This window comes from Pseudomonas sp. B329, assembly GCF_023127835.1.
In the GTDB taxonomy this organism is placed as follows: domain Bacteria; phylum Pseudomonadota; class Gammaproteobacteria; order Pseudomonadales; family Pseudomonadaceae; genus Aquipseudomonas; species Aquipseudomonas synxantha_A.
Genome location: NZ_SPKP01000029.1, coordinates 25,730 through 44,407, shown reverse-complemented (window position 1 = coordinate 44,407; position 18,678 = coordinate 25,730). Strand labels below are relative to the sequence as shown.

Here is an 18,678-nt window from a genome sequence, read left to right as displayed (position 1 = left end):
GCGCACCACCCACCACGCTGAACAAATGCGTGCAAATGTAAAAAATTATGATGGCATAATGCCTCGGCAACCTGCAAAATCCACACGTTTCCAACGGATTTGAAGGAGCGGTTCCGATGACATGGCCAGTCACGCTGAAACTCGACAGCGCAGTCTACCCGCTCAGCGTGGTGAAACGCGCCGCTTATTCCCTGGCCGACACTGTCGCGATCCAGGTCGGTATTGAAACCAATCAGATAAGCATCACGGCCCACCCCGCTGAAGCAAGGCTAACGCTTTCCCCGGAGCAGGCTCACTCGCTGATCCTCCAGCATCTGAACGACTTCGCCCTACGCGACCATATAAACCGCGAAACAGCAGGGTTGCGCGAAGTCCTGGCCCGAGCCGCGCTCGCTGGATGTGGGGTTTCGCAGTGACACTGATTGCGACAGACGCCAAGCACTACCGCTTGCTGCCTTTTCGATTCATGCGCATGAACACGGGACATGACCGTGACATCCTACTCACCTCCGATACCGGTGAGTACATGCACGTGAACGACGCGCAATTACGAGCCCTCAGTTACTTCGACGTTCAAGCAAGTACGCCTTTTTACAAGGACCTGCTGGCCCGCCACTTCATCTACGAACCCGGCCGCCACGACCCGTTCCCAGAAATGGCCGCGCAGTATCGCAGCCGCAAGGACTTCATCTTCCAGGGCCCTGCACTGCACTTGTTCGTGGTTACATTGCGCTGCAACCACACCTGCCAGTACTGCCAGGTGTCGCGGGCCCCTCTGGGAGGATCCGGCCACGACCTGTCGGAAGCGGATGCACAGGCGGCGGTCGATCGCCTGTTCGAATCGAATGCTCCCGCCCTGACTGTGGAGTTTCAGGGTGGCGAGCCGCTTCTGGCCTTCGAGCGCGTCCGCCAGATTGTCGAATGGGTCGTTGAACGGAACGTGGTCGAACAACGGGATATCCAGTTCGTCATCACCACCACGCTGCACCACCTGACGGAGGAAATACTCGACTTCGCAGAACAAAATCGCATCCAGTTTTCGACCTCGCTCGATGGGCCCGCGCCCTTGCACAATGCCAACCGCCCTACCCCGTCACGAGACTCCTACGAACGCACTGTAAAAGGCATCCAGTGGGTCCGTGAGCGCCTTGGCCATGATGCAGTTTCCGCGCTGACCACGCTGACTTCAAGAAGCCTCGAACAACCTGAAGCGATCATCGATGAGTATGTAAGCCAGGGCTTCTCCAGCATCTCGCTTCGGCCTCTGAGCCCTTATGGGTTTGCCACCAAGAGTGCCCATCGACTTGATTATCCGATTGAGCGATACCTGGCCTTCTACAAGAAGGCACTGGACTATTTGCTGCGTATCAACCAGCAGGGCGTGTACCTGTCGGAGAGTTACACGAGCCTGCTGCTGAAGAACATCCTCACGCCCTTCTCCTCCGGCTATGTGGACCTGCGCTCCCCTGCTGGCGCAGGCACTGCGGCGTTGGTTTACAACTATGACGGTTATGTCTATCCCTCGGACGAAGCCCGAATGTTGCTGGAGATGGGTGAAGATAGCTTGAGGCTCGGCACCGTACAGCAACACTTGTCTGAACTACTGGCATCGCCCGTCATGGAGGCATTGCTTGCCAGTGGTGTTGCGGAGGCACTGCCGGGCTGCTCGGACTGCGCACTGGTCCCCTACTGCGGCGCAGACCCCATCGAACACTATGCGCGCCAAGGCGACCCAATCGGACACCGGGTGTTCAGCAGCTTCTGCAAGAAAAACATGGGACTGCTGAAGCATTTATTCGGCCTGCTTCGCGATGGCGACGACAACGCGCAGAGGGTGCTGTTGTCCTGGTTGAACAGGCGCTCCTACAGCGATGTTCGGTTCCCGGGTTACAGGGGCTGATGGCGATGCTGCGCAAAGACACCCATTTCGAAATCCATCACCTGAATGAGCCAAAGCTGCTCAAAGTCATCACCCTGGATGAGTTTATCGAACAAGGCCTGGCTGTATGTGCCGGAAACGCTGAGGTCGGTGAGCTGCTGCTTTGGCTGCCAAACCAAGAACGGCTACGGAGCCCGAACCTGCTTTCATTGCCCGTGGGTGGATTCCTGACCCCAGAGCCATTGATTGGCGACTTCGACAGCGAGCGGCTACACCTGCACACACCCAAAGATGCGGATGTCGTGCAGCCCGGCGATGTCATTGCCATCACACCAGGCAACGCTTTGGTGCGAGTGCTGTATCGACGAGGCTCGGACAGCAACCTGCTGTTCATGACCGATCGTTGCAACAGCCTCTGCCTGATGTGCTCGCAGCCACCCAAAGATATCGATGACCGTTGGCACATCGAGGAAAACCTTCGGCTGATCGACCTGATGGACCCGGGCGAGGAAAACTTGGGCATCAGCGGCGGCGAGCCAACACTCTATCGCGACGGCCTACTCGAAACTCTGGCCAAGTGCAAAGCCGTTTTGCCGCAGAAATCCATTCATGTGCTCAGCAATGGGCGCCTGTTCAAAGATCCGAGCTGGATCCAAGCACTCTCTACTATCGACCACCCTCAGTTGAGCTGGGGTATTCCGCTGTATGCCGACAATGCCGAAGACCATGATCATGTGGTGCAGGCTCCCGGCGCGTTTAGCGAAACCCTGCAAGGTCTTTACAACCTGGCGCGTGCCAACCAGATCATCGAGATACGCGTGGTGCTCAATCGCCTGACCACGCCACGCTTGCCAGAACTTGCCCACTACGTGTTCAGGAACCTGCCCTTCGTGCGGCATGTTGCGCTGATGGGTATCGAGAGTACCGGCCTGGCCAGGAAGCACTATGAAGAACTGTGGATTGACCCGCTGGACTATCAGGAGTCGTTGAGCCAGGCCGTGTATTTCCTGTTCAACCGCGGAGTGCCGGTTTCGATCTACAACTTGCCCCTGTGCCTGATCCCGGCCCACCTCTCGCGTTTCGCCCGCCAGAGCATCTCGGACTGGAAGAACCTGTTCATCGATACCTGCCAGCAATGCGCTGCCGTCAAACATTGCTCTGGCTTCTTCAAATCCCACACCGACCGCTGGCAGAGCCGCGGCGTACAACTACTATCGACCGAGGTCTTTAGCGCCTATGCAAGGAGTGCACAGTGAAATTGCTCGATCGCTGGAAAGTCCTCATCAGTGGGATCAGCCTGCTGCCAATGGCAAGTACCACCCTGGCACAGGCGGGCCATCTGTCGCTCGCGGATGCGAACTGGCAACCCCCCGACAAGCTACAGCCCCCGGTATTTGCCGATACGCTCAATGCGCCAAACACCGTCAACATCTATGCGGCACATCGCTCGCACAGTTCTCACCGGTCCCACAGTTCGCACAGTTCTCACTACAGCGGCTCGGGTGGCTATAGCGCACCTCGCTACTACAGCCCACCCGCTACCAGCACCCGAAGCTACAGCGCGCCGAGTGCTTCGAGCAGCATCCCAAGCAGCAACAGCCTTTATCGGTCGTCTGGCACTACCAGCGGGACAAGTTCGAGCACTTCAAAGAGCCGCGCGACCAATGAGCAGAAAAGCAACCTGGTCACCCGTGTGCAGACCGCGCTGATGGTGCGCCAGTATTACCAAGGCACCATTGATGGGGTGATGGGCAAGGCGACACGTGGTGCGTTGATGGCCTTTCAGATGGACAGTGGGCTGACCGTGAATGGCCGGATGGATACACCATCGCTGAATGCGTTGGGGATCAAGATTCCATAAGTTGTTGGCGCTGATGCGATTTTTGACGCCGGCTACCGGAACTCATTGACCCACCCGAGTACTCAAGAAATGATTACCTTGCGGGTGATTTCGGAGGCAGCGTGTGGGTCAGTCAAAATCAGCAACCTGGGTCAAAATCGCATCAGCGCCGACAATCATGGGCTTATCTTGCACCGCAAATAGGTCGATTGGCTGGAGATGCAGCAAGTCGTCACCAGCCACCGTCGCTGCCACCGACCGACACGGATCTGACTACTCTTAGATAAGCCGATGCTCGCGCAGAAACCTCGCCTCCCCGCTGAAATTTAGGAATGTGCATGACTGCTGCCATCAGTGATTCAACAGCCCAAATCGCGTTTTCAATGTTTGAAAACAAAGGCGTCTACGCAGTGCTTCTTGGCTCGGGGGTATCACGCTCGGCGGGAATACCGACCGGCTGGGAAATCACCATGGAGCTGGTGAAACGATGGGGCATAGCGTCTTGTGCCGGCGAACAGGAAGATTGGCTCGCGTGGTACGTAGGTCAAACAGGAGAGCAGCCCAATTACTCCACGTTGCTCGAACGCCTGGCGACAACCCAGACTGAGCGGCGAGCGATGATTCAAGGCTTTCTGGAACCTAGCGAAGACGAGTTAGAGGATGGCCTTAAACTGCCTACCCCCGCACATCGAGCGATCGCTGCGATGGTCAAAGCGGGTTATGTGCGCGTGATCATCACGACGAACTTCGACCGACTCATGGAAAATGCACTTCGCGATGTCGGCGTTGAGCCAACTGTCGTCAGCTCAGAAGACACCCTCGGAGGAGCGGAGCCACTCACTCATGCGTCCTGCTACATCCTGAAGATCCATGGTGATTACAAGGATGCCAGGATCCTCAATACCGATGGGGAGCTGGGCAAGTATCCGCCAGCGTTCAATACGCTGCTTGACCGCATCATCGATGAGTTTGGGCTGATCGTCGCGGGCTGGTCAGGTGAGTGGGATCATGCGCTGAGGGCGGCGTTTTTGAGGGCGCCCTCCCGTCGCTATCCGACCTACTGGCTTTCGCGAGGAAAATTGAGCGAGCGTGGCCAAGAGCTCATCACTCAGCGGCGCGCCAACGTCGTGACGGGTCTGGATGCCGACACCTTCTTCGATGGGCTGAACCTCAAACTGGAAACCATCCAGCAATCCCGCCTGCAGAACCCAGCCGGCATCGAGTTGACTCTCGCTATGGCCAAACGCTTTATGGCCAGACCCGAACACAGGATTCAGCTCGATGATTTAGTGACAAGCCAGGCTCATCAAGCGATCAGCCATCTGGCTCCTCTCTTCACAGAACGACCTCAGGGCAGCACGGCCAAGGACTTTATCGATCTGGTTGAGATATACGAAGCGGCCATCGAGCCACTAGCACGCCTTTGTGCAGTGTTAGGGCGATGGGGTGCAGGTGTTGAGCATTCGATCGTTTTGGATGCGATCAAGGGCCTGCACGCTGCGTCTCAAGTCGAGCAGTCAGGCTGGGTAGCTGGGCTTGCATTGAGGAGTTACCCGATAGCACTTGTTACCTATGCGTATGGCATGGGACTTGTGCGGGCCAATCGCCTGAGCGAGCTAAACGAGCTGTTTAACACGACCCTTATCAACCGGCGCGAAATGCCTTTCCCTGTGGGAGTTGATCTATCACCGTTCTACATTGAGGGAGCCAATGGCCTGCTTGAATTATGGAGGAGCTTCGAAGACCAAAGTAGAGCTCTTACCCCTTTGTGCAACCGACTCCATGACCGTCTTGCGCCTCGGTGGGCGCCTGACTTCGCAGGTCTGCAGGATCACGGGCTGCTTTACGAACGGTTTGAGTTTTTCAGTTTCCTGTTCTTCTGCGAGCAACGCGGAGTCAGTGAAGAATCGCTCGCGGATGCCGTGAAAAACCACGATTTCAAAAGAATCGCATTGGGCCGGCTTTCCTGGCATTCAGAGACCATCAACCGCTTCGCTCACGAATATGCGACCGAAGAGTACAGGGCCCCGCTGCTGGCAGCAGGGTTCGCACTTGGGTCGCAAAGCTACCTGGAGCAAATTCTTGAAGGACTGAAGCGGCTGTCCAGGTACTGACGCCTCACGCATTCCAATTAATGCAAATACGATTCAAATGGGGTACATGCGTTTGCTGCTGAAACTCTTAGACAAGTTTTGATTCTGGCAGCAGGCATCGAGGGAGGTGATTTATGCGTTCTTCATCAACGAACGAGGTAGCTTGCTGACTGCCTGTAGGGCTGCGTTGGGGCTATTCAGTCCACAACGCCCCCCCCTGCGACAGCCTTTTTTCGAATGGAGCAAAGGATGACGCCGTACGACACAGTCCTTCAGATTAAAATCCAAAACCATGTGTTCGTAAGCAAAATGGCATAATATGCCAATGATCGCAAGAAACTGTTTACCGAAAGCTGGAGCTCATTATGGCAACGAGAAACGTTGTACTTACCCCTCACCAAGAACAGGTTATTCAGGATCTGGTGCAGTCCGGCCGTTATCAGAATGCCAGCGAAGTGATGCGAGAAGGTTTGCGTTTATTGGAGCAGCGCGTCGCCGAAGACACCGCCAAAATTGAGGCACTGCGTCAGGCGACCTCGATCGGCATCATGGATCTTGAGCACGGGCGGTTTACTCAGGTGAACGAGGGTGATCTGGAGCACTACCTCGAGAGCTTGAGCCTGGAGGCAACCCTCCCTGCGAGAGAGAAACACTGAGCATGCCGCAGTATCGGATTTCCAACGCGGCGCGTGCCGACATTGTCGACATCCTTAGGCTCTCCCAGACGCAGTTCGGCGATCAAGCACGCCAGCGCTACCAGGCGCTGATCCTCGCGGCGCTGCAAGCGCTTGCCGACAAGCCTTATCGCATTGGCAGCCACGACCGCGATGAACTTGCACCGGGCCTTCGCAGCTATCACCTCATCTATTCACGCCAGCAGGCCAAACAAACCCATGGAACGGTCAAAAGCCCACGCCATATAGTGTTCTATCGTGTGACAAACGACGACGTGATCGAGGTCGTCAGACTCCTTCATGACGCCATGGAAGTGCAGTTGCACTTGCCTAACGACTGTTTAGCGACCTGGCCCAACGGCTTAACTGGCCAGGAATAGCGAAGTCCGTCGGAGATCGCCATTTGCGATCACTCGCACACTCGGTATGAATGGGGGGCAAAAGTGGGGGCAAACGAAAGTGTTATCGACCTGAAAACATTGTCCCAGAGCCTAGCCAAAATGTTCTTCGGGGATCCGGATAGCCTCTAGCGAGCGTCGGCTTGATATGCACTCGCTGTGCAACGAAAAGACAGCGACCCAGCGCCGCGCTTGAATCCAGCCCTGCGCAGGCCTACCCTGCACGCGTCGAACAATCACCCAACACGTCAAGGAAGACTTCAAATGTGGGATGGCAGCGTTACCTTTGGCGACTCGTGGGCCGGCTACATTGGCCGTGCGGATCAAAACACTGCTCACTCCCATGTCGCCATCCAACTGTGCATCGGCGTAGGTCACCCCGCCACCCTTGAGTTGCCCGGAAGGGTGCTCCGTGCGGCAGGTGTGATCATCGGTCCCAACGTCGAACACCGTGCCGTGGCGGAGAGTCATCCGGTAGCGTTTTTATATGTCAGCCCGGACACGGCGTTGGGCCGTGCACTCAATGCGTTGCTCCAGGACGATGGCATCGCCCTGGCCAGTGATGAACTGCTGACGTGCTTTCGCCGTAGTACATCCCTGTCGCACTTTGTCGATGCCCTCTCGCGTTTGCTGGCAATTACCCCGCCGATCGACCATAGGCTCCACAAAGCCCTGAATATTTTGCGCCTGGACCGCGACGGCCCAGGTTGCGTCAGTCGCGCTGCCCAGGCGGTGGGGTTGTCCAGCCCCCGGTTGCGCTGCGTCGCCACCCACCAGATGGGGGTTTCCCTCTCCCAGTGGATCATCTGGAACAAATTGGAACGGGCCTCCAAATCCCTGGCCGGCGGTTCGACGTTATCGGACGCGGCCGCCGACGGCGGTTTCTCCGACCAGGCGCATCTGGCTCGCATGATGCGCCGCATGATTGGCATGACGCCGCGCACCGCCGCTGAGGTTTTGCGTAAGACAAGCGTTTCGTTCAAGACGCACTGATATCAAAACGCCAATATCGATCGCATCTTATTCGCGACAACGTTAAGCGCTGATCACCTCCTCCCAGAGCACCTCAGCGCCACCGAAAGTGAATAGAAGAGTGTTCGCCCGGGGCACCTGTGCCTGCAATTCGGCGAAACGCACCATGAATTCTTTCGATGAATCCGCAGGATGCGCCCTACATGTCAGCACAGCAAAAACTAACCGTCCTTCTCACTGGAGGCTCAGGGGTGCTCGGTGAGTCACTGATCGACTGCCTGGCAGAGGACTTTCACCTGGTCTGCCTGGCGCGCAAGAGCCGTATCCGCGATCCCCGAGTGGAAGTGCTCAAGGGTGATATTTGCAGCGCTGACCTGGGCTTGGCCTGCGACGTTTATGCGGCGCTGGTTGAGCGTGTCGACTGGGTGATCCACGCCGCGGCAGTGACGCGCCTGGACGGCGATATCGATCAGATCTTTTCGGTGAACTACCTCGGCACCGAAAACGTCGTGGCCTTCGTGCAGCAAGCCAAGGTGCCGCTGTATCACATCAGCACCGCCTTTACCCACCCTTGCGACTATTACGAAGGCGTGCAAGCGGAAACGCCATACGAAGTCGCCAAGCGCCAGGCCGAAACCCTGGTGCGCTCGGCTGGCATCGATGTGTCGATCTTTCGTCCATCCATCATTATCGGTGACGCCAGCACCGGGCATATGCCCAACTTTCAGGGTTTCCATATGACCATGGGGCTGATGATGTCTGGCGTACTGCCCATCGTACCCTGCCCGCCTGCTGGCTATGTCGACCTGATCGCCCGTGACGTCGCGGCCCGAGCGATTGCCAACGCGCTGCACCAGCGTTTGATCGGCGACGACTACTTTCTCACCAGCGGCCCACAGGCTCTGGATCTGACGGGGCTGCTGGACCTGATGTGCCAATCCATGGAAGCCCAGATGCAACCCTTCACACGGCCACGCTGCATGGCGCCGGATATTTACGAACGGTTGATCCGCCCGGTATTTCTGCCGGCGCTGAGCGGCAATATCCAGGCTGCCCTGACCCGTGCCACTCAGTTGTGCCGCTATGCCTGCCTGCGCACGCCACTGCCCACTTCATTGCCACAGTTACTCGGTGAGCCGGCGTTCAGCCAGCGTGATGTTGGCCGCGAGTTGCTGCTGTCGCTCAACCACCTGGCACCCAAGCTGGGGGCACTGACGCGCATGCTCAAGCAGCCGGTGACACCGAACACAGAAGTGAGCGTGGCATGAACCCGACAGTCATCGAACCCACCCTCGACGCCGCACAGGTCGACCAATACCTGCGCCAACACGTCAACTCGGGCTACGCACGCCTCGCTTCGCTGATGAACCTGCCGATCGAGCAATCCAGCCGTGGCGTCTACATCTACGACGAGCAAGGCCGTCAATATCTGGATGCAGGCGGCTATGGCGTGTTTTTCCTCGGGCACGGCCACCCGGTCGTCGTGGAAGCGGTTACTCGGCAACTGCAGCAAAACGCTTTGGCCAGCAAGTTGTTGCTCAACCCGCAACAGGCCTTCGCCGCACGTGCCCTGGCAGCGCAGTGCCCGGGCGACCTGGACTATGTGTTCTTTTGCAATTCAGGCGCCGAGGCCACCGAAGCCGGCTTGAAGCTCGCGCGCCTCAACGGTTGCCGTCGTACGCTGTCGACCTTCGGGGGGTTCCACGGCAAGACCCTCGGCGCCCTCGCCGTCACCGGCCGCGAGAGCTACCGAGAACCCTTCAATGGGTTGCTCAGCGACAGCGAGTTCGTGCCGTTTGGCGACAGCGTCGCACTTGAGCAGCAACTACGCGCATCGCCGGACAAGGCCTGCGTGATCCTCGAACCGATCCAGGCCGAAGCGGGAGTCATTCTGCCGCCATCGGGTTACCTCAGGCGTGTGCGCGAGCTGTGCAATCAGTATGGCGCCGTGCTGATTATCGACGAGATCCAATCTGGCCTGGGCCGCACCGGCTATTGGTGGGGCTGTGACCAGGAACAGGTGGTGCCCGACATCATGCTGGTAGGTAAAAGCCTGTCCGGCGGTTGCGTACCGGTGAGCGCCATGGTCGCCAGCGCCACGATCTATGCGCCGTTCAATCGCAACCCTACGGTCCACACCTCGACCTTCGGCGCCAACCCGCTGGCCATGGCGGCCGTGCAGGCCACGCTGCAAGTGATGGTGCAAGAAGACCTGGTCGCGCGTGCCCGGTTACTGGGCCAGGACCTGCACGCCCGCTTCAGCGCGCTGTTGCAACAAAGAGGTTGGGCCGAACGTGTGCAACTGCGCAGTGCGGGTTTGCTGTTGGGCTTTGAGTTCGCCGAGGCCTCAATCGCCGCCAATATGGTCATGGCCCTGATCGAGCAGCGCATCATTGTGTGCCACTCGCTCAATGATCACCGGGTGATAAGGCTCACGCCGTCGCCATTGCTGACGGCCCAGGATTGCAACTGGTTGATCGAAGGCTTCACCCAGGCACTGACCACTTCGATGCCATCCCTTTAAATGGAGTTTTCCCCCATGCAAGAAGTCAACGTGCAGGCCCATATTCCCCATGCCTGCGCTGATGAAGTATTTGCGGTGATCAGCGATTTCAGCAATTACGTCGAGCTCTGCGAGTCGGTGCGCGATATCAGCATCAACAAGGTCAGCGACCAGGTGTCGTTTACGTCCTGGGAGGTCAACTTCCACAGCGGCATTCTCAAGTGGCAGGAGCGTGACACCTTCAATGCCGACACCCGGGAAATTCATTTCGAGCAGATGGCCGGCGACGTCGATCACTTCTCCGGCACCTGGCACGTCTTGCCGGACGGCAAGGACGCGATCATCTCCTTCAAATCGCGCTTCGACCTGGGCCTGCCGATGCTCGCGGACATGCTCGACCCTGTGGCCAAACAAGCCATCCGGGACAACATTCACTCGATCATCACCGGCCTGTTTCCGGCGAGCTACTTAAAGGCCTGAACCATGTCACTGTCGTTACTGAATCGCTCACGCGATCTGCTTCAACGCTACGCCCCTGGTTTTGACGAGCGTCTGGCGGCCATTCCTCCGGCCCAGCGTGAGGCGCCACAGAGCGAGGTCATCGCCCTGTTCAAGCAACATGGCCCGGTGGGTTTGCTGGTCAACCGCGAAGCCGGCGGGCTGGGCGCGAATATCCTCGACGCGGTGCATGTGCAGATCGCCCTGGGGGCCCGCTCGCCCTCGCTGGCAGTGGCCAGCACCATGCACCAGTTTTCCGTGGCGAGCTTATTGGCACTCACGCAGAACGGTGGCGGCGCCGAAGGCCTGTTGCTGGCTGCCGTCGCGCAAAAACGCTTGTTGCTGTCTTCGGGGTTTGCCGAGGGCACCAGCGGAGCGGGCATTCTCGACTCGGCCATGCAAGCGGTGCACACCCCAGAGGGGGTGTTACTCAGCGGCAGCAAGAAGCCCTGCTGCCTCGGACAGTCGATGGACTTGCTCACCGCCAGCTATATCCGCCAAACCCCTGGCGGCGAAGAGCTGATGGTCGCATTGATTCCGGCCACTGCGCCGGGCATCAGCCGTAATCCCTTCTGGCAGAACAGCGCCTTGGCCGGCGCTGAAAGCATCGAAGTGCGCCTCAACGAAGTGCTGGTGCCCGAGCGCATGGTGTTTTCCGCCGGTTACACCCACCAGCTGGGCGACGTGCAAACCGTGGGTTTTATCTGGTTCGAACTGTTGATTTGCGCATCCTATGTGGGTGCCTGCGCCGGCCTGATCGAGTCGGTCACAGACGCCGCCCGCTGGACCGCGCATCACCGCGTGGACCTGGCAGCCGACCTGCAATTGGCGATCAGCGCGCTGGAAGGCGCGGCCCTGGATATCGAGCGCAACCCACAGGACTTGCCTAACGTGCTGGCCCGTCTGCTGCTGGTGCGTTACGGCATCGAGCAACGCCTTGCCCAGCTCTCCGACCAGGCTCACGCCATGTTGGGCGGGATGGCGTTCATCACCAGCAACCTGAGCTCCAACGGGTTGATGGCCTGCCGCGGTCTGCAATTTCATCCACCGGCCAGGATCTCGATGGCGACCAACCTTGACACCTACTTGTCCGCATCAACCTTCAGCATGACCGGAGCGCACTCATGAATCTGCTCGGAAAAACCATTGTTATCACCGGCACCGCGCGCGGCCTGGGTTTCGCAGCGGCCTGCAAACTCAAGCAACTGGGCGCCACCGTGATTGGCCTGGATATTCTCGCACCGCAAGACAGCGGTCTGCTGGACGCGTTTTATCAAGTCGACCTGTGCGACCGCCACGCCGTGGCCAACGTGATCAGCGCCATCAGCACCGATTTCGGCGACATCGACATTCTGGTCAATAACGCCGGCACCCTGACGCTGGAACGCGGCGAAACCGGCGTCACCGATGAGGTGACCCGCGCGGTGGATGTCAACCTGTTCGCGCCTTGGCAACTGACTTCGGGGTTCCTGCCGGGGTTGCTGCGAAAGCGCGGCAAAGTGGTCAACGTGTCCTCACTGTTCGCGCTGGTGAATGCACCCTACGTGGCCGCCTATGCTGCGAGCAAACGTGCGCTGAGCGCTTATTCGGATGTGCTGCGCATGCAGTATCGCGGGGAACTTGACGTGGTCACGGTGTACCCGGGGTTCATCGACACGGCGATCCACTTGCCCGCGCAGCGTGTTGGCCTGTCGGTCAAACGCCTGGTGACCTTCAAGTGGGGTGACAAGACCCTGCTGTCCCTCGAAGAAAAGCTGGATGCCGCCGCGAACGGCCTGGTACGTGCCTGCCAGAAAAATGGCCTGCGCAACCGGGGGCTGACGTTCATGGGCACGCTGGCCATGTATACCGCACGCAGCGTGCCGAGCGTGGTGGATGGCTTTATCGCCATGCGCCTGCGCACGCTCACGCGCGGCGGCCACCTGGTGCTCAACCCTGAACTGATCGAGTAAGCCGTCGCCAATGGCCAGCCACCTGCACCCCAAGCCCCAGGTCCGTCTCGACCGCGCCTTGTTCAAGGCCCGGCCGAGGGAGTCCTTGCTGATCATCGCCTACGCCTTGAGCCTGTACCTGTTGCCACTGGCACTGTTTGTGTGGGTGACGACCACAGCTTCCACCCTGTGGACGCTGGTGTGTTTGCCGTTGGTGGTATTGGCGGGATACGGGTTATTTCTGCAAGCGATCCTTGGGCATGAAGGTTTCCACTTCAACCTGAGTGCGAACCCCATGCGCAGTTGCTACCTGGGCATTGCCACCAGTTCGCTGCTGCCGGGGTTCTATGTGACCGGTTACTTTGTAGACCATTGGCAACACCACCGTTACAGCAACAGCACGAAGGACCCGGACTACCGGCTCTTTTCGCGTTACCACACACTGGTAAGCCGCATCACCCTGTCGCGCTTGATCGCCACCTTGAGCTATCTGCAGACCACCTGGCGCCTGGCGTTCGGGCCATTGGGCAATCCCTCGGCGCTGCCGTTGAGTTCAGCCCAGGTGCAATGGCTGGCGCGCTGCAATATCGCCTGTCAGGTTGTATGGCTCAGCCTTTATGGGCTGGCCATGTGGCTCATCGACGGGTTGCTGCTGGGGTTTTCCTTGAGCCTGGCGGTGGCGTTCATGCTGTCGGCGGTCAATGCCTATCAAGAACATGCTTTCGACGCAGGCCCGCACTTGCCGCCAGCGCGTTCACGCACTTCGCGCCTCAACACCTGGCTGCACGCGGGTTCGAACTTTCACCTGGAACATCATTTTTACCCCGCGGTGCCTTGCTGGCGACTGCCCAAGGTACACCGTCAACTGCTGGACGCGGGGTGGTACGAAAACCGGCAATACCTGCTGGAAAAGCACTTCGTGCGGTCTTTCCGGTATGCCACCGGGCGCCACCCCTACCGTACAAACACGGTAAACGACACACACCCTTAATTTCCGCTGGATTTTCTGCCTGACCCTTCAGGCCGCAGGAGCACGCATGCCTTTTGATATCGATAGCCACATTGAAACCGAGCGCGAGCAGCTGTTCAGTCACCCCTTGTTCGCCAGTATCCGCACCGTAGAAGACGTGCGCACCCTGATGGAATTTCACGTGTTCGCCGTCTGGGACTTCATGACCTTGCTCAAGCGTATCCAGCGCGACCTCACCTGCGTGGAGTTGCCCTGGGTACCGCCGGTACACATCACCGCCGCCCGCCTGATCAACGAAATCGTGGTCGGTGAAGAGACCGACGAGCATCCCGAGGGCGGTTTTATCAGCCACCTGGACCTGTACCTCGCGGCCATGGATGAAATCGGCGCCGACAGCAGCGTATTCCGCCGCTTCCTGGCCGCTATCCAGGCCAAGGTTCCGCTGGCCAAGGCGCTCAACCACGGAGAGATTCCAACGGCGGCCAAAGTGTTCATGTGCCAGACCCTCGATATTGCGCAACACGGCAGCACCGAAGCGGTCCTGGCGTACTTCTTCTTCGGGCGTGAAGACATTATCCCCGACATGTTTGGTCGCCTGCTGTCGCAATGGTCGGTCAGTGAAAGCGAGGTACCGATGCTCACGTATTACTTGAAGCGCCACATCGAGATGGATGGTGACGATCACGGCCCGGCGGCCAAACGCATCATCGCCGAAATCGTCACCAGCCCCGCGCAACACCTGCACATGGTCGAGAGTGCGAAAACCGCAATCAACTCACGGATTGACCTGTGGAATGGCGTGCATCAGTTCCTGCTGGACAAGGCTCAGCCGACGGTGAGCCGTCCTGCGCGGGAGGTCCACACCGTTTCTGAGCCTGCTTGACCTCAACGTGCATCGACAGGGAGTACCACATGACCAAAGGCAAGTTGATAAAACTGACGCTGTGCGGCGTCGTGGTCGGCGGGTTGCTGATACTGGGCTGGCAGCGCTGGCAGTATTCCAGCACCTACGTGAGTACCGACAACGCCGAACTCGACGGGGTGATCATCCCGGTACGGGCCAAGCTCTCGGGCGTGGTGATCAGTGTGCCGGTGGTGGACAACGTCACGGTACAAAGCGGCGACCTGCTGTTTCAGATCCGCGACAGTGAATACCGCTACCAGCTGCAGCAGCGCGAAGCACAGTGGCAAGCGCTGCTCGCCGCCGCCGGGCGCGCAGGCGTGCCGGGGGCGCTGGACAGCCAGGTGCTCGGTGCAGTGGCCATGCGCGAGGCCGCGCAAGCGGCCCTGGCTCAAGCGAGCGCCAACCTTGAGCAAGCGCGTAACGACTACCAGCGTGCCCGTCGCCTCGGCGCTCAAGGCGTGCTGAGCACCCAGGACCAGGAAGTCGCCAAGGCGCGTTTCGATGCCCTCAGCCATGCCCAGGGGGTAGCGCGCAGCAACGCCCAGGCCGCGGCCCAAAGCACCTTGGCCAACAAGGCCGAACTCAAGGTGCAGGACTATCGGATCGCGGCCGCGCAAGCTGAGCTGGAACAATCCAGGATCCAGCTCAACGACACCCGCCAGACCGCGCCGTTGCGCAGCATTGTCTCGAAAAAAGAAGTGGAGCCTGGCCAGTTTGTAGTCGCCGGCCAAAAGCTCATGAGCCTGATCGCCACCGAACCGCTGTGGATTACCGCCAACTTCAAGGAGACCCAGGTGGGCCGCGTGCGCGTCGGCCAGAATGCCCGAGTTACCGTGGACGCCTTCCCCGGGCACGCCTTCGACGGCGTCGTCGAAAGCCTGGCACCGGCCACCGGGGCGAAATTCTCATTGCTGCCCCAGGAGAATGCCACGGGCAACTTCACCAAAGTGGTGCAGCGCGTGCAGGTGCGCATCGCGCTCAACGCTGTGCCGGATGACTACAAGTCGCTGTTGAGCCCGGGCATGAGCGCGTTCGTCGAAGTGGCCGCACCTGACGACGCCGGCCAGACGCTATGAGGTCGCCCTACCTGATTGCGTTTACCGTCACGCTGGTCTCGATGATGGAGCTGCTCGATGTCACCATCGTCAACGTCGCGATTCCCAGTCTGATGGGCACCTACGGGGCGTCGGTGGATGAAATCTCCTGGGTCTCCACCGGTTATGTGGTGGCCAACGTGGTGATTCTTCCGGTCAGTGGCTGGCTATCGGCGTGGTTCGGCCGGCGTACTTATTACCTGGTCTCTACTGCGCTGTTCGTACTGGCATCGTTGGGTTGCGCGATGTCTGCCGAACTCTGGCAACTGGTCGCGTTTCGGGTGCTGCAAGGCCTGGCGGGCGGCGGGTTGCTGGGCATTTCCCAGGCCATCATCTACGACGTGTTCCCCAAGGAAAAAGTCAGCAGCGGCATGGCGTTGTACGGCGTGGGGGTGATGATGGGGCCAACCCTCGGCCCGACCGTCGGCGGCTACCTGATCGACACCTTGTCGTGGCACTGGATCTTCTTGATCAACTTGCCGATCGGTGCCGTGGCCTTGTTGCTGTGCTGGCTGTGTATCAACGACTCGCCCAACGAACAAAAACCTTCCAGCGTCGACTACAGCGGCTTCTGCTTGCTGGCTCTGGGCGTCGGCAGCCTGCAGATCCTGCTGGAGCGCGGCGAACACTGGGACTGGATGGCGTCCAACTGGACCGTAGCCTGCCTGTTGCTCAGCAGCTTCAGCCTGGTGGGCTTCTTCTGGTGGGAGCGGCGTGTGGCCAACCCAATCGTTAACGTCGCACTGTTCCAGAATCGCGAGTTCCTGATGGGATGCATCTGTGCATTTTGTGTGGGCTTCGGGCTGTACAGCACGTTGTTCATGGTGCCGCTGTTCTTGCAGACCTTACTGGCGCAGAGCGCTTACCAGAGCGGGCTGGTGATTTTCCCCGGGGCAGTGGCCAGCGCCATCAGCACCTTGGTGATCGGCAAGCTGTCCCAGGAAAACAAGATCGACGAGCGCGTGTTCGTCACGCTGGGCATCGTCATGTACTGCTATGCCATGTTCCTGCACACCCAGTTCACCCTCGACAGTAACCCGGACACGCTGTACTGGCCCTTGGTGATCCGCGGCCTGGGCCTGGGCATGATCTTTGTGCCGCTGACCAACCTGGCGATGCGCCGCCTGCCGCTGACATTGATCTCCGGTGCTTCAGGCGTACTCAACCTGATGCGCCAGTTGGGGGGCAGCGTGGGTATCGCCATCGCAGCCACCCTGCTCACACGGTTCTCGTGGGAACGCTACCGCCTGCTTTCCGAACATGTCACCGAATCGAGTCTGGTTGCCAGCGGCTGGGGAGGTGTGGAAACCGACCCGCTGTTTCTTTCCCTGGGCCTGGCGAGCCATCAACAAGCCCTGGCCCTGATGCCTTACCTGCAAGCGCGCGAACAAGGGCAAATGCTGGCGTTCAGCATGCTGTTCGGCACCTTGGGAGCGGTGATGGCCATCGGGATTCCCATGGTGCTGATGATGCGCAGAAGCCACATCAGTCGATAAATCTTTCAGTGGAGCACACCCCTTGCGTATTCCAGGTTTGCATCTCAACACCACCTCGCTGCTCACGCCCCTGTATTGGCTGGCACTCGCCTGCGCGCCCACCCAGGTATCGGCAAATGACTTGTACCACCTGTACCAGAAGGCACTGACCCACGACATGCAGTTCGCCGCCGCACAGGCCCAGCAATTGGCCACGGCAGAAAAGGAACCGCAAAGCCGTGCCAACCTGCTGCCAGACCTGTCTGTCACCGGCGGCGCGGCCTGGGTCGATGCCGAGGACTCTTCCGATTATCATCGCAATCGCAATAACACCAACGCCTACGCGGTGGTCCTCACACAGCCGCTGCTGCGTTGGCAGAATGTGATCGCCCACGACCAAAGCAAACTGTTGATCAGCGCCAGTGAACTGCACACTGAACAGGCGCGCCAAGCGCTGATGCTGCGCGTTGCCCGCGCTTATTTCGACGTGCTGCTCAATCAGGAACTGTTGAGCACCCGCACACAACAGCTACAAACCCTGCGCCAGAGCCAGACGCGCAGCCAGCGACTGCTGGCCGACGGGGCTACCACCGCTAACGCGCTCGCGCAGGTTCAGGCCAAATACGACCAGGCATTCGCCGAACAGATTGCCGCCCGTGGTGCATTGGACATCGCCAACGAAACACTCACCCAATTGACTGCCGCACAGGCGGGGCCGTGGTCAGGCAAAGAGCCGCAGTTCAGTGCCCCGGTGCCCGCTGTCATCGATGATTGGGCCACGACCGCGCAACAGGGCAACCTCGCCGTACAGGCGGCGCAGATTGCCCAGCGCCTGGCCGAAATGGACATCGACAAGGAACGGGCCGGCCATTTGCCCACCCTTGATCTGATCGCCGCCCATGGCCGCTTCGCCTCTGTCGGCGGTGATGTATACGATGTGACGTTACCGGAAAATCGCTATAACCAGACCGTGGTCGGGGTCAAACTGAGCGTTCCGCTCTACAGCGGTGGCCGCACCAGCAGTCGCGTGCGCGAAGCCCATGCACTGCAAAGCAAGGCAGCGGACGAAGTCGAAGACGCACGCCGCAACGCCGGGATGAAGGCCCGTCAGGCCTACCTGCAAGTCACCAACGGCATGAGCCAATATCAGGCACTCAAGCAGGCCTTGAACTCCAGCCAGATCAACCTCGCCGCCGTGACCCACGGCTTCGAAGCCGGTTCCCGCATCAACACCGACGTACTGGATGCGCAACAGAAAGTCACCGATACCCAACAACGCCTGGCCCAACAACGCTATGCGATCCTGATGGCCCAGTTGCACCTGTTGGCGTCCACCGGCAACCTGAGCGACGCACGCCTGCGTGAGGTCAGCCGTACACTGAACTGACGCGCGGATGAAAGCGCTGACATTCGCTCAACGTAGGGCCTGAGTTGGATTAAGCTGGGG

General features: G+C 59.3%; 18 protein-coding genes. All 18 read left to right on the top strand.

Annotated features, from left to right (window positions below):
- The first annotated feature begins 116 nt into the window (after positions 1-116).
- The 18 genes from hxsD to E4P00_RS16610 all read left to right on the top strand — a co-directional run bounded on the left by hxsD (position 117) and on the right by E4P00_RS16610 (position 18,618).
- Complete coding sequence (gene hxsD, locus E4P00_RS16695) at positions 117-416, top strand: His-Xaa-Ser system protein HxsD (protein WP_228309857.1); 300 nt, start codon at positions 117-119, stop codon at positions 414-416.
- Positions 413-1,900, top strand: coding sequence for a His-Xaa-Ser system radical SAM maturase HxsB (gene hxsB, locus E4P00_RS16690; RefSeq protein ID WP_248132184.1), 1,488 nt, complete (start codon positions 413-415; stop codon positions 1,898-1,900). The genes hxsD and hxsB overlap by 4 nt, the downstream gene beginning before the upstream one ends.
- Positions 1,900-3,135 carry a His-Xaa-Ser system radical SAM maturase HxsC gene (gene hxsC / locus E4P00_RS16685; protein ID WP_248132182.1) on the top strand — a complete coding sequence of 412 codons (1,236 nt, stop codon included), beginning with the start codon at positions 1,900-1,902 and terminating at the stop codon, positions 3,133-3,135. The genes hxsB and hxsC overlap by 1 nt, the downstream gene beginning before the upstream one ends.
- Entirely contained in the window at positions 3,132-3,740 is a 609-nt protein-coding gene (hxsA, locus tag E4P00_RS16680; protein ID WP_032875191.1) for a His-Xaa-Ser repeat protein HxsA, read from the top strand. Before hxsC ends, hxsA begins: the two co-directional genes overlap by 4 nt.
- 317 nt (positions 3,741-4,057) lie before the next feature.
- Positions 4,058-5,833 carry an SIR2 family protein gene (locus E4P00_RS16675; RefSeq protein ID WP_248132180.1) on the top strand — a complete coding sequence of 592 codons (1,776 nt, stop codon included), beginning with the start codon at positions 4,058-4,060 and terminating at the stop codon, positions 5,831-5,833.
- 344 nt (positions 5,834-6,177) lie between these two features.
- Positions 6,178-6,468: a type II toxin-antitoxin system ParD family antitoxin gene (locus E4P00_RS16670; protein ID WP_248132178.1), complete on the top strand. Its 291-nt coding sequence runs from the start codon at positions 6,178-6,180 to the stop codon at positions 6,466-6,468.
- Positions 6,469-6,470: 2 nt separating this feature from the next.
- Positions 6,471-6,866 carry a type II toxin-antitoxin system RelE/ParE family toxin gene (locus E4P00_RS16665; RefSeq protein WP_248132176.1) on the top strand — a complete coding sequence of 132 codons (396 nt, stop codon included), beginning with the start codon at positions 6,471-6,473 and terminating at the stop codon, positions 6,864-6,866.
- Positions 6,867-7,148: 282 nt separating this feature from the next.
- Positions 7,149-7,877, top strand: coding sequence for an AraC family transcriptional regulator (locus E4P00_RS16660; protein ID WP_032875173.1), 729 nt, complete (start codon positions 7,149-7,151; stop codon positions 7,875-7,877).
- Positions 7,878-8,059: 182 nt separating this feature from the next.
- Positions 8,060-9,124: an SDR family oxidoreductase gene (locus E4P00_RS16655; protein WP_081883348.1), complete on the top strand. Its 1,065-nt coding sequence runs from the start codon at positions 8,060-8,062 to the stop codon at positions 9,122-9,124.
- Entirely contained in the window at positions 9,121-10,380 is a 1,260-nt protein-coding gene (locus E4P00_RS16650; RefSeq protein WP_248091271.1) for an aminotransferase class III-fold pyridoxal phosphate-dependent enzyme, read from the top strand. The genes E4P00_RS16655 and E4P00_RS16650 overlap by 4 nt, the downstream gene beginning before the upstream one ends.
- 15 nt (positions 10,381-10,395) lie before the next feature.
- Positions 10,396-10,839, top strand: a complete 444-nt coding sequence (locus tag E4P00_RS16645) for an SRPBCC family protein (RefSeq protein ID WP_032875168.1) — start codon at positions 10,396-10,398, stop codon at positions 10,837-10,839.
- A 3-nt stretch (positions 10,840-10,842) separates the two neighbouring features.
- Entirely contained in the window at positions 10,843-11,985 is a 1,143-nt protein-coding gene (locus tag E4P00_RS16640) for an acyl-CoA dehydrogenase family protein (RefSeq protein WP_032875165.1), read from the top strand.
- Positions 11,982-12,809, top strand: coding sequence for an SDR family NAD(P)-dependent oxidoreductase (locus E4P00_RS16635; protein WP_248132174.1), 828 nt, complete (start codon positions 11,982-11,984; stop codon positions 12,807-12,809). Before E4P00_RS16640 ends, E4P00_RS16635 begins: the two co-directional genes overlap by 4 nt.
- A gap of 10 nt (positions 12,810-12,819) precedes the next feature.
- Entirely contained in the window at positions 12,820-13,779 is a 960-nt protein-coding gene (locus E4P00_RS16630; RefSeq protein ID WP_216091325.1) for a fatty acid desaturase, read from the top strand.
- A 46-nt stretch (positions 13,780-13,825) separates the two neighbouring features.
- Positions 13,826-14,641 (top strand): DUF3050 domain-containing protein, encoded by an 816-nt coding sequence (locus E4P00_RS16625; protein ID WP_032875157.1) that lies wholly within the window; start codon positions 13,826-13,828, stop codon positions 14,639-14,641.
- Positions 14,642-14,670: 29 nt separating this feature from the next.
- Positions 14,671-15,738 (top strand): HlyD family secretion protein, encoded by a 1,068-nt coding sequence (locus E4P00_RS16620; protein ID WP_032875154.1) that lies wholly within the window; start codon positions 14,671-14,673, stop codon positions 15,736-15,738.
- Positions 15,735-17,252 (top strand): DHA2 family efflux MFS transporter permease subunit, encoded by a 1,518-nt coding sequence (locus E4P00_RS16615; RefSeq protein WP_148853193.1) that lies wholly within the window; start codon positions 15,735-15,737, stop codon positions 17,250-17,252. The genes E4P00_RS16620 and E4P00_RS16615 overlap by 4 nt, the downstream gene beginning before the upstream one ends.
- Positions 17,253-17,274: 22 nt before the next feature.
- Positions 17,275-18,618, top strand: a complete 1,344-nt coding sequence (locus E4P00_RS16610) for a TolC family outer membrane protein (RefSeq protein ID WP_248132172.1) — start codon at positions 17,275-17,277, stop codon at positions 18,616-18,618.
- The last annotated feature ends 60 nt before the right edge of the window (positions 18,619-18,678 follow it).

Excerpts from the sequence above, each read along its gene's own strand:
- hxsD (WP_228309857.1), top strand. The coding sequence starts at position 117 with ATGACATGGCCAGTCACGCTGAAACTCGACAGCGCAGTCTACCCGCTC.
- hxsC (WP_248132182.1), top strand. The coding sequence starts at position 1,900 with ATGGCGATGCTGCGCAAAGACACCCATTTCGAAATCCATCACCTGAAT.
- E4P00_RS16675 (WP_248132180.1), top strand. The coding sequence starts at position 4,058 with ATGACTGCTGCCATCAGTGATTCAACAGCCCAAATCGCGTTTTCAATG.
- E4P00_RS16670 (WP_248132178.1), top strand. The coding sequence starts at position 6,178 with ATGGCAACGAGAAACGTTGTACTTACCCCTCACCAAGAACAGGTTATT.
- E4P00_RS16665 (WP_248132176.1), top strand. The coding sequence starts at position 6,471 with ATGCCGCAGTATCGGATTTCCAACGCGGCGCGTGCCGACATTGTCGAC.
- E4P00_RS16660 (WP_032875173.1), top strand. The coding sequence starts at position 7,149 with ATGTGGGATGGCAGCGTTACCTTTGGCGACTCGTGGGCCGGCTACATT.
- E4P00_RS16655 (WP_081883348.1), top strand. The coding sequence starts at position 8,060 with ATGTCAGCACAGCAAAAACTAACCGTCCTTCTCACTGGAGGCTCAGGG.
- E4P00_RS16650 (WP_248091271.1), top strand. The coding sequence starts at position 9,121 with ATGAACCCGACAGTCATCGAACCCACCCTCGACGCCGCACAGGTCGAC.
- E4P00_RS16645 (WP_032875168.1), top strand. The coding sequence starts at position 10,396 with ATGCAAGAAGTCAACGTGCAGGCCCATATTCCCCATGCCTGCGCTGAT.
- E4P00_RS16640 (WP_032875165.1), top strand. The coding sequence starts at position 10,843 with ATGTCACTGTCGTTACTGAATCGCTCACGCGATCTGCTTCAACGCTAC.
- E4P00_RS16635 (WP_248132174.1), top strand. The coding sequence starts at position 11,982 with ATGAATCTGCTCGGAAAAACCATTGTTATCACCGGCACCGCGCGCGGC.
- E4P00_RS16630 (WP_216091325.1), top strand. The coding sequence starts at position 12,820 with ATGGCCAGCCACCTGCACCCCAAGCCCCAGGTCCGTCTCGACCGCGCC.
- E4P00_RS16625 (WP_032875157.1), top strand. The coding sequence starts at position 13,826 with ATGCCTTTTGATATCGATAGCCACATTGAAACCGAGCGCGAGCAGCTG.
- E4P00_RS16620 (WP_032875154.1), top strand. The coding sequence starts at position 14,671 with ATGACCAAAGGCAAGTTGATAAAACTGACGCTGTGCGGCGTCGTGGTC.
- E4P00_RS16615 (WP_148853193.1), top strand. The coding sequence starts at position 15,735 with ATGAGGTCGCCCTACCTGATTGCGTTTACCGTCACGCTGGTCTCGATG.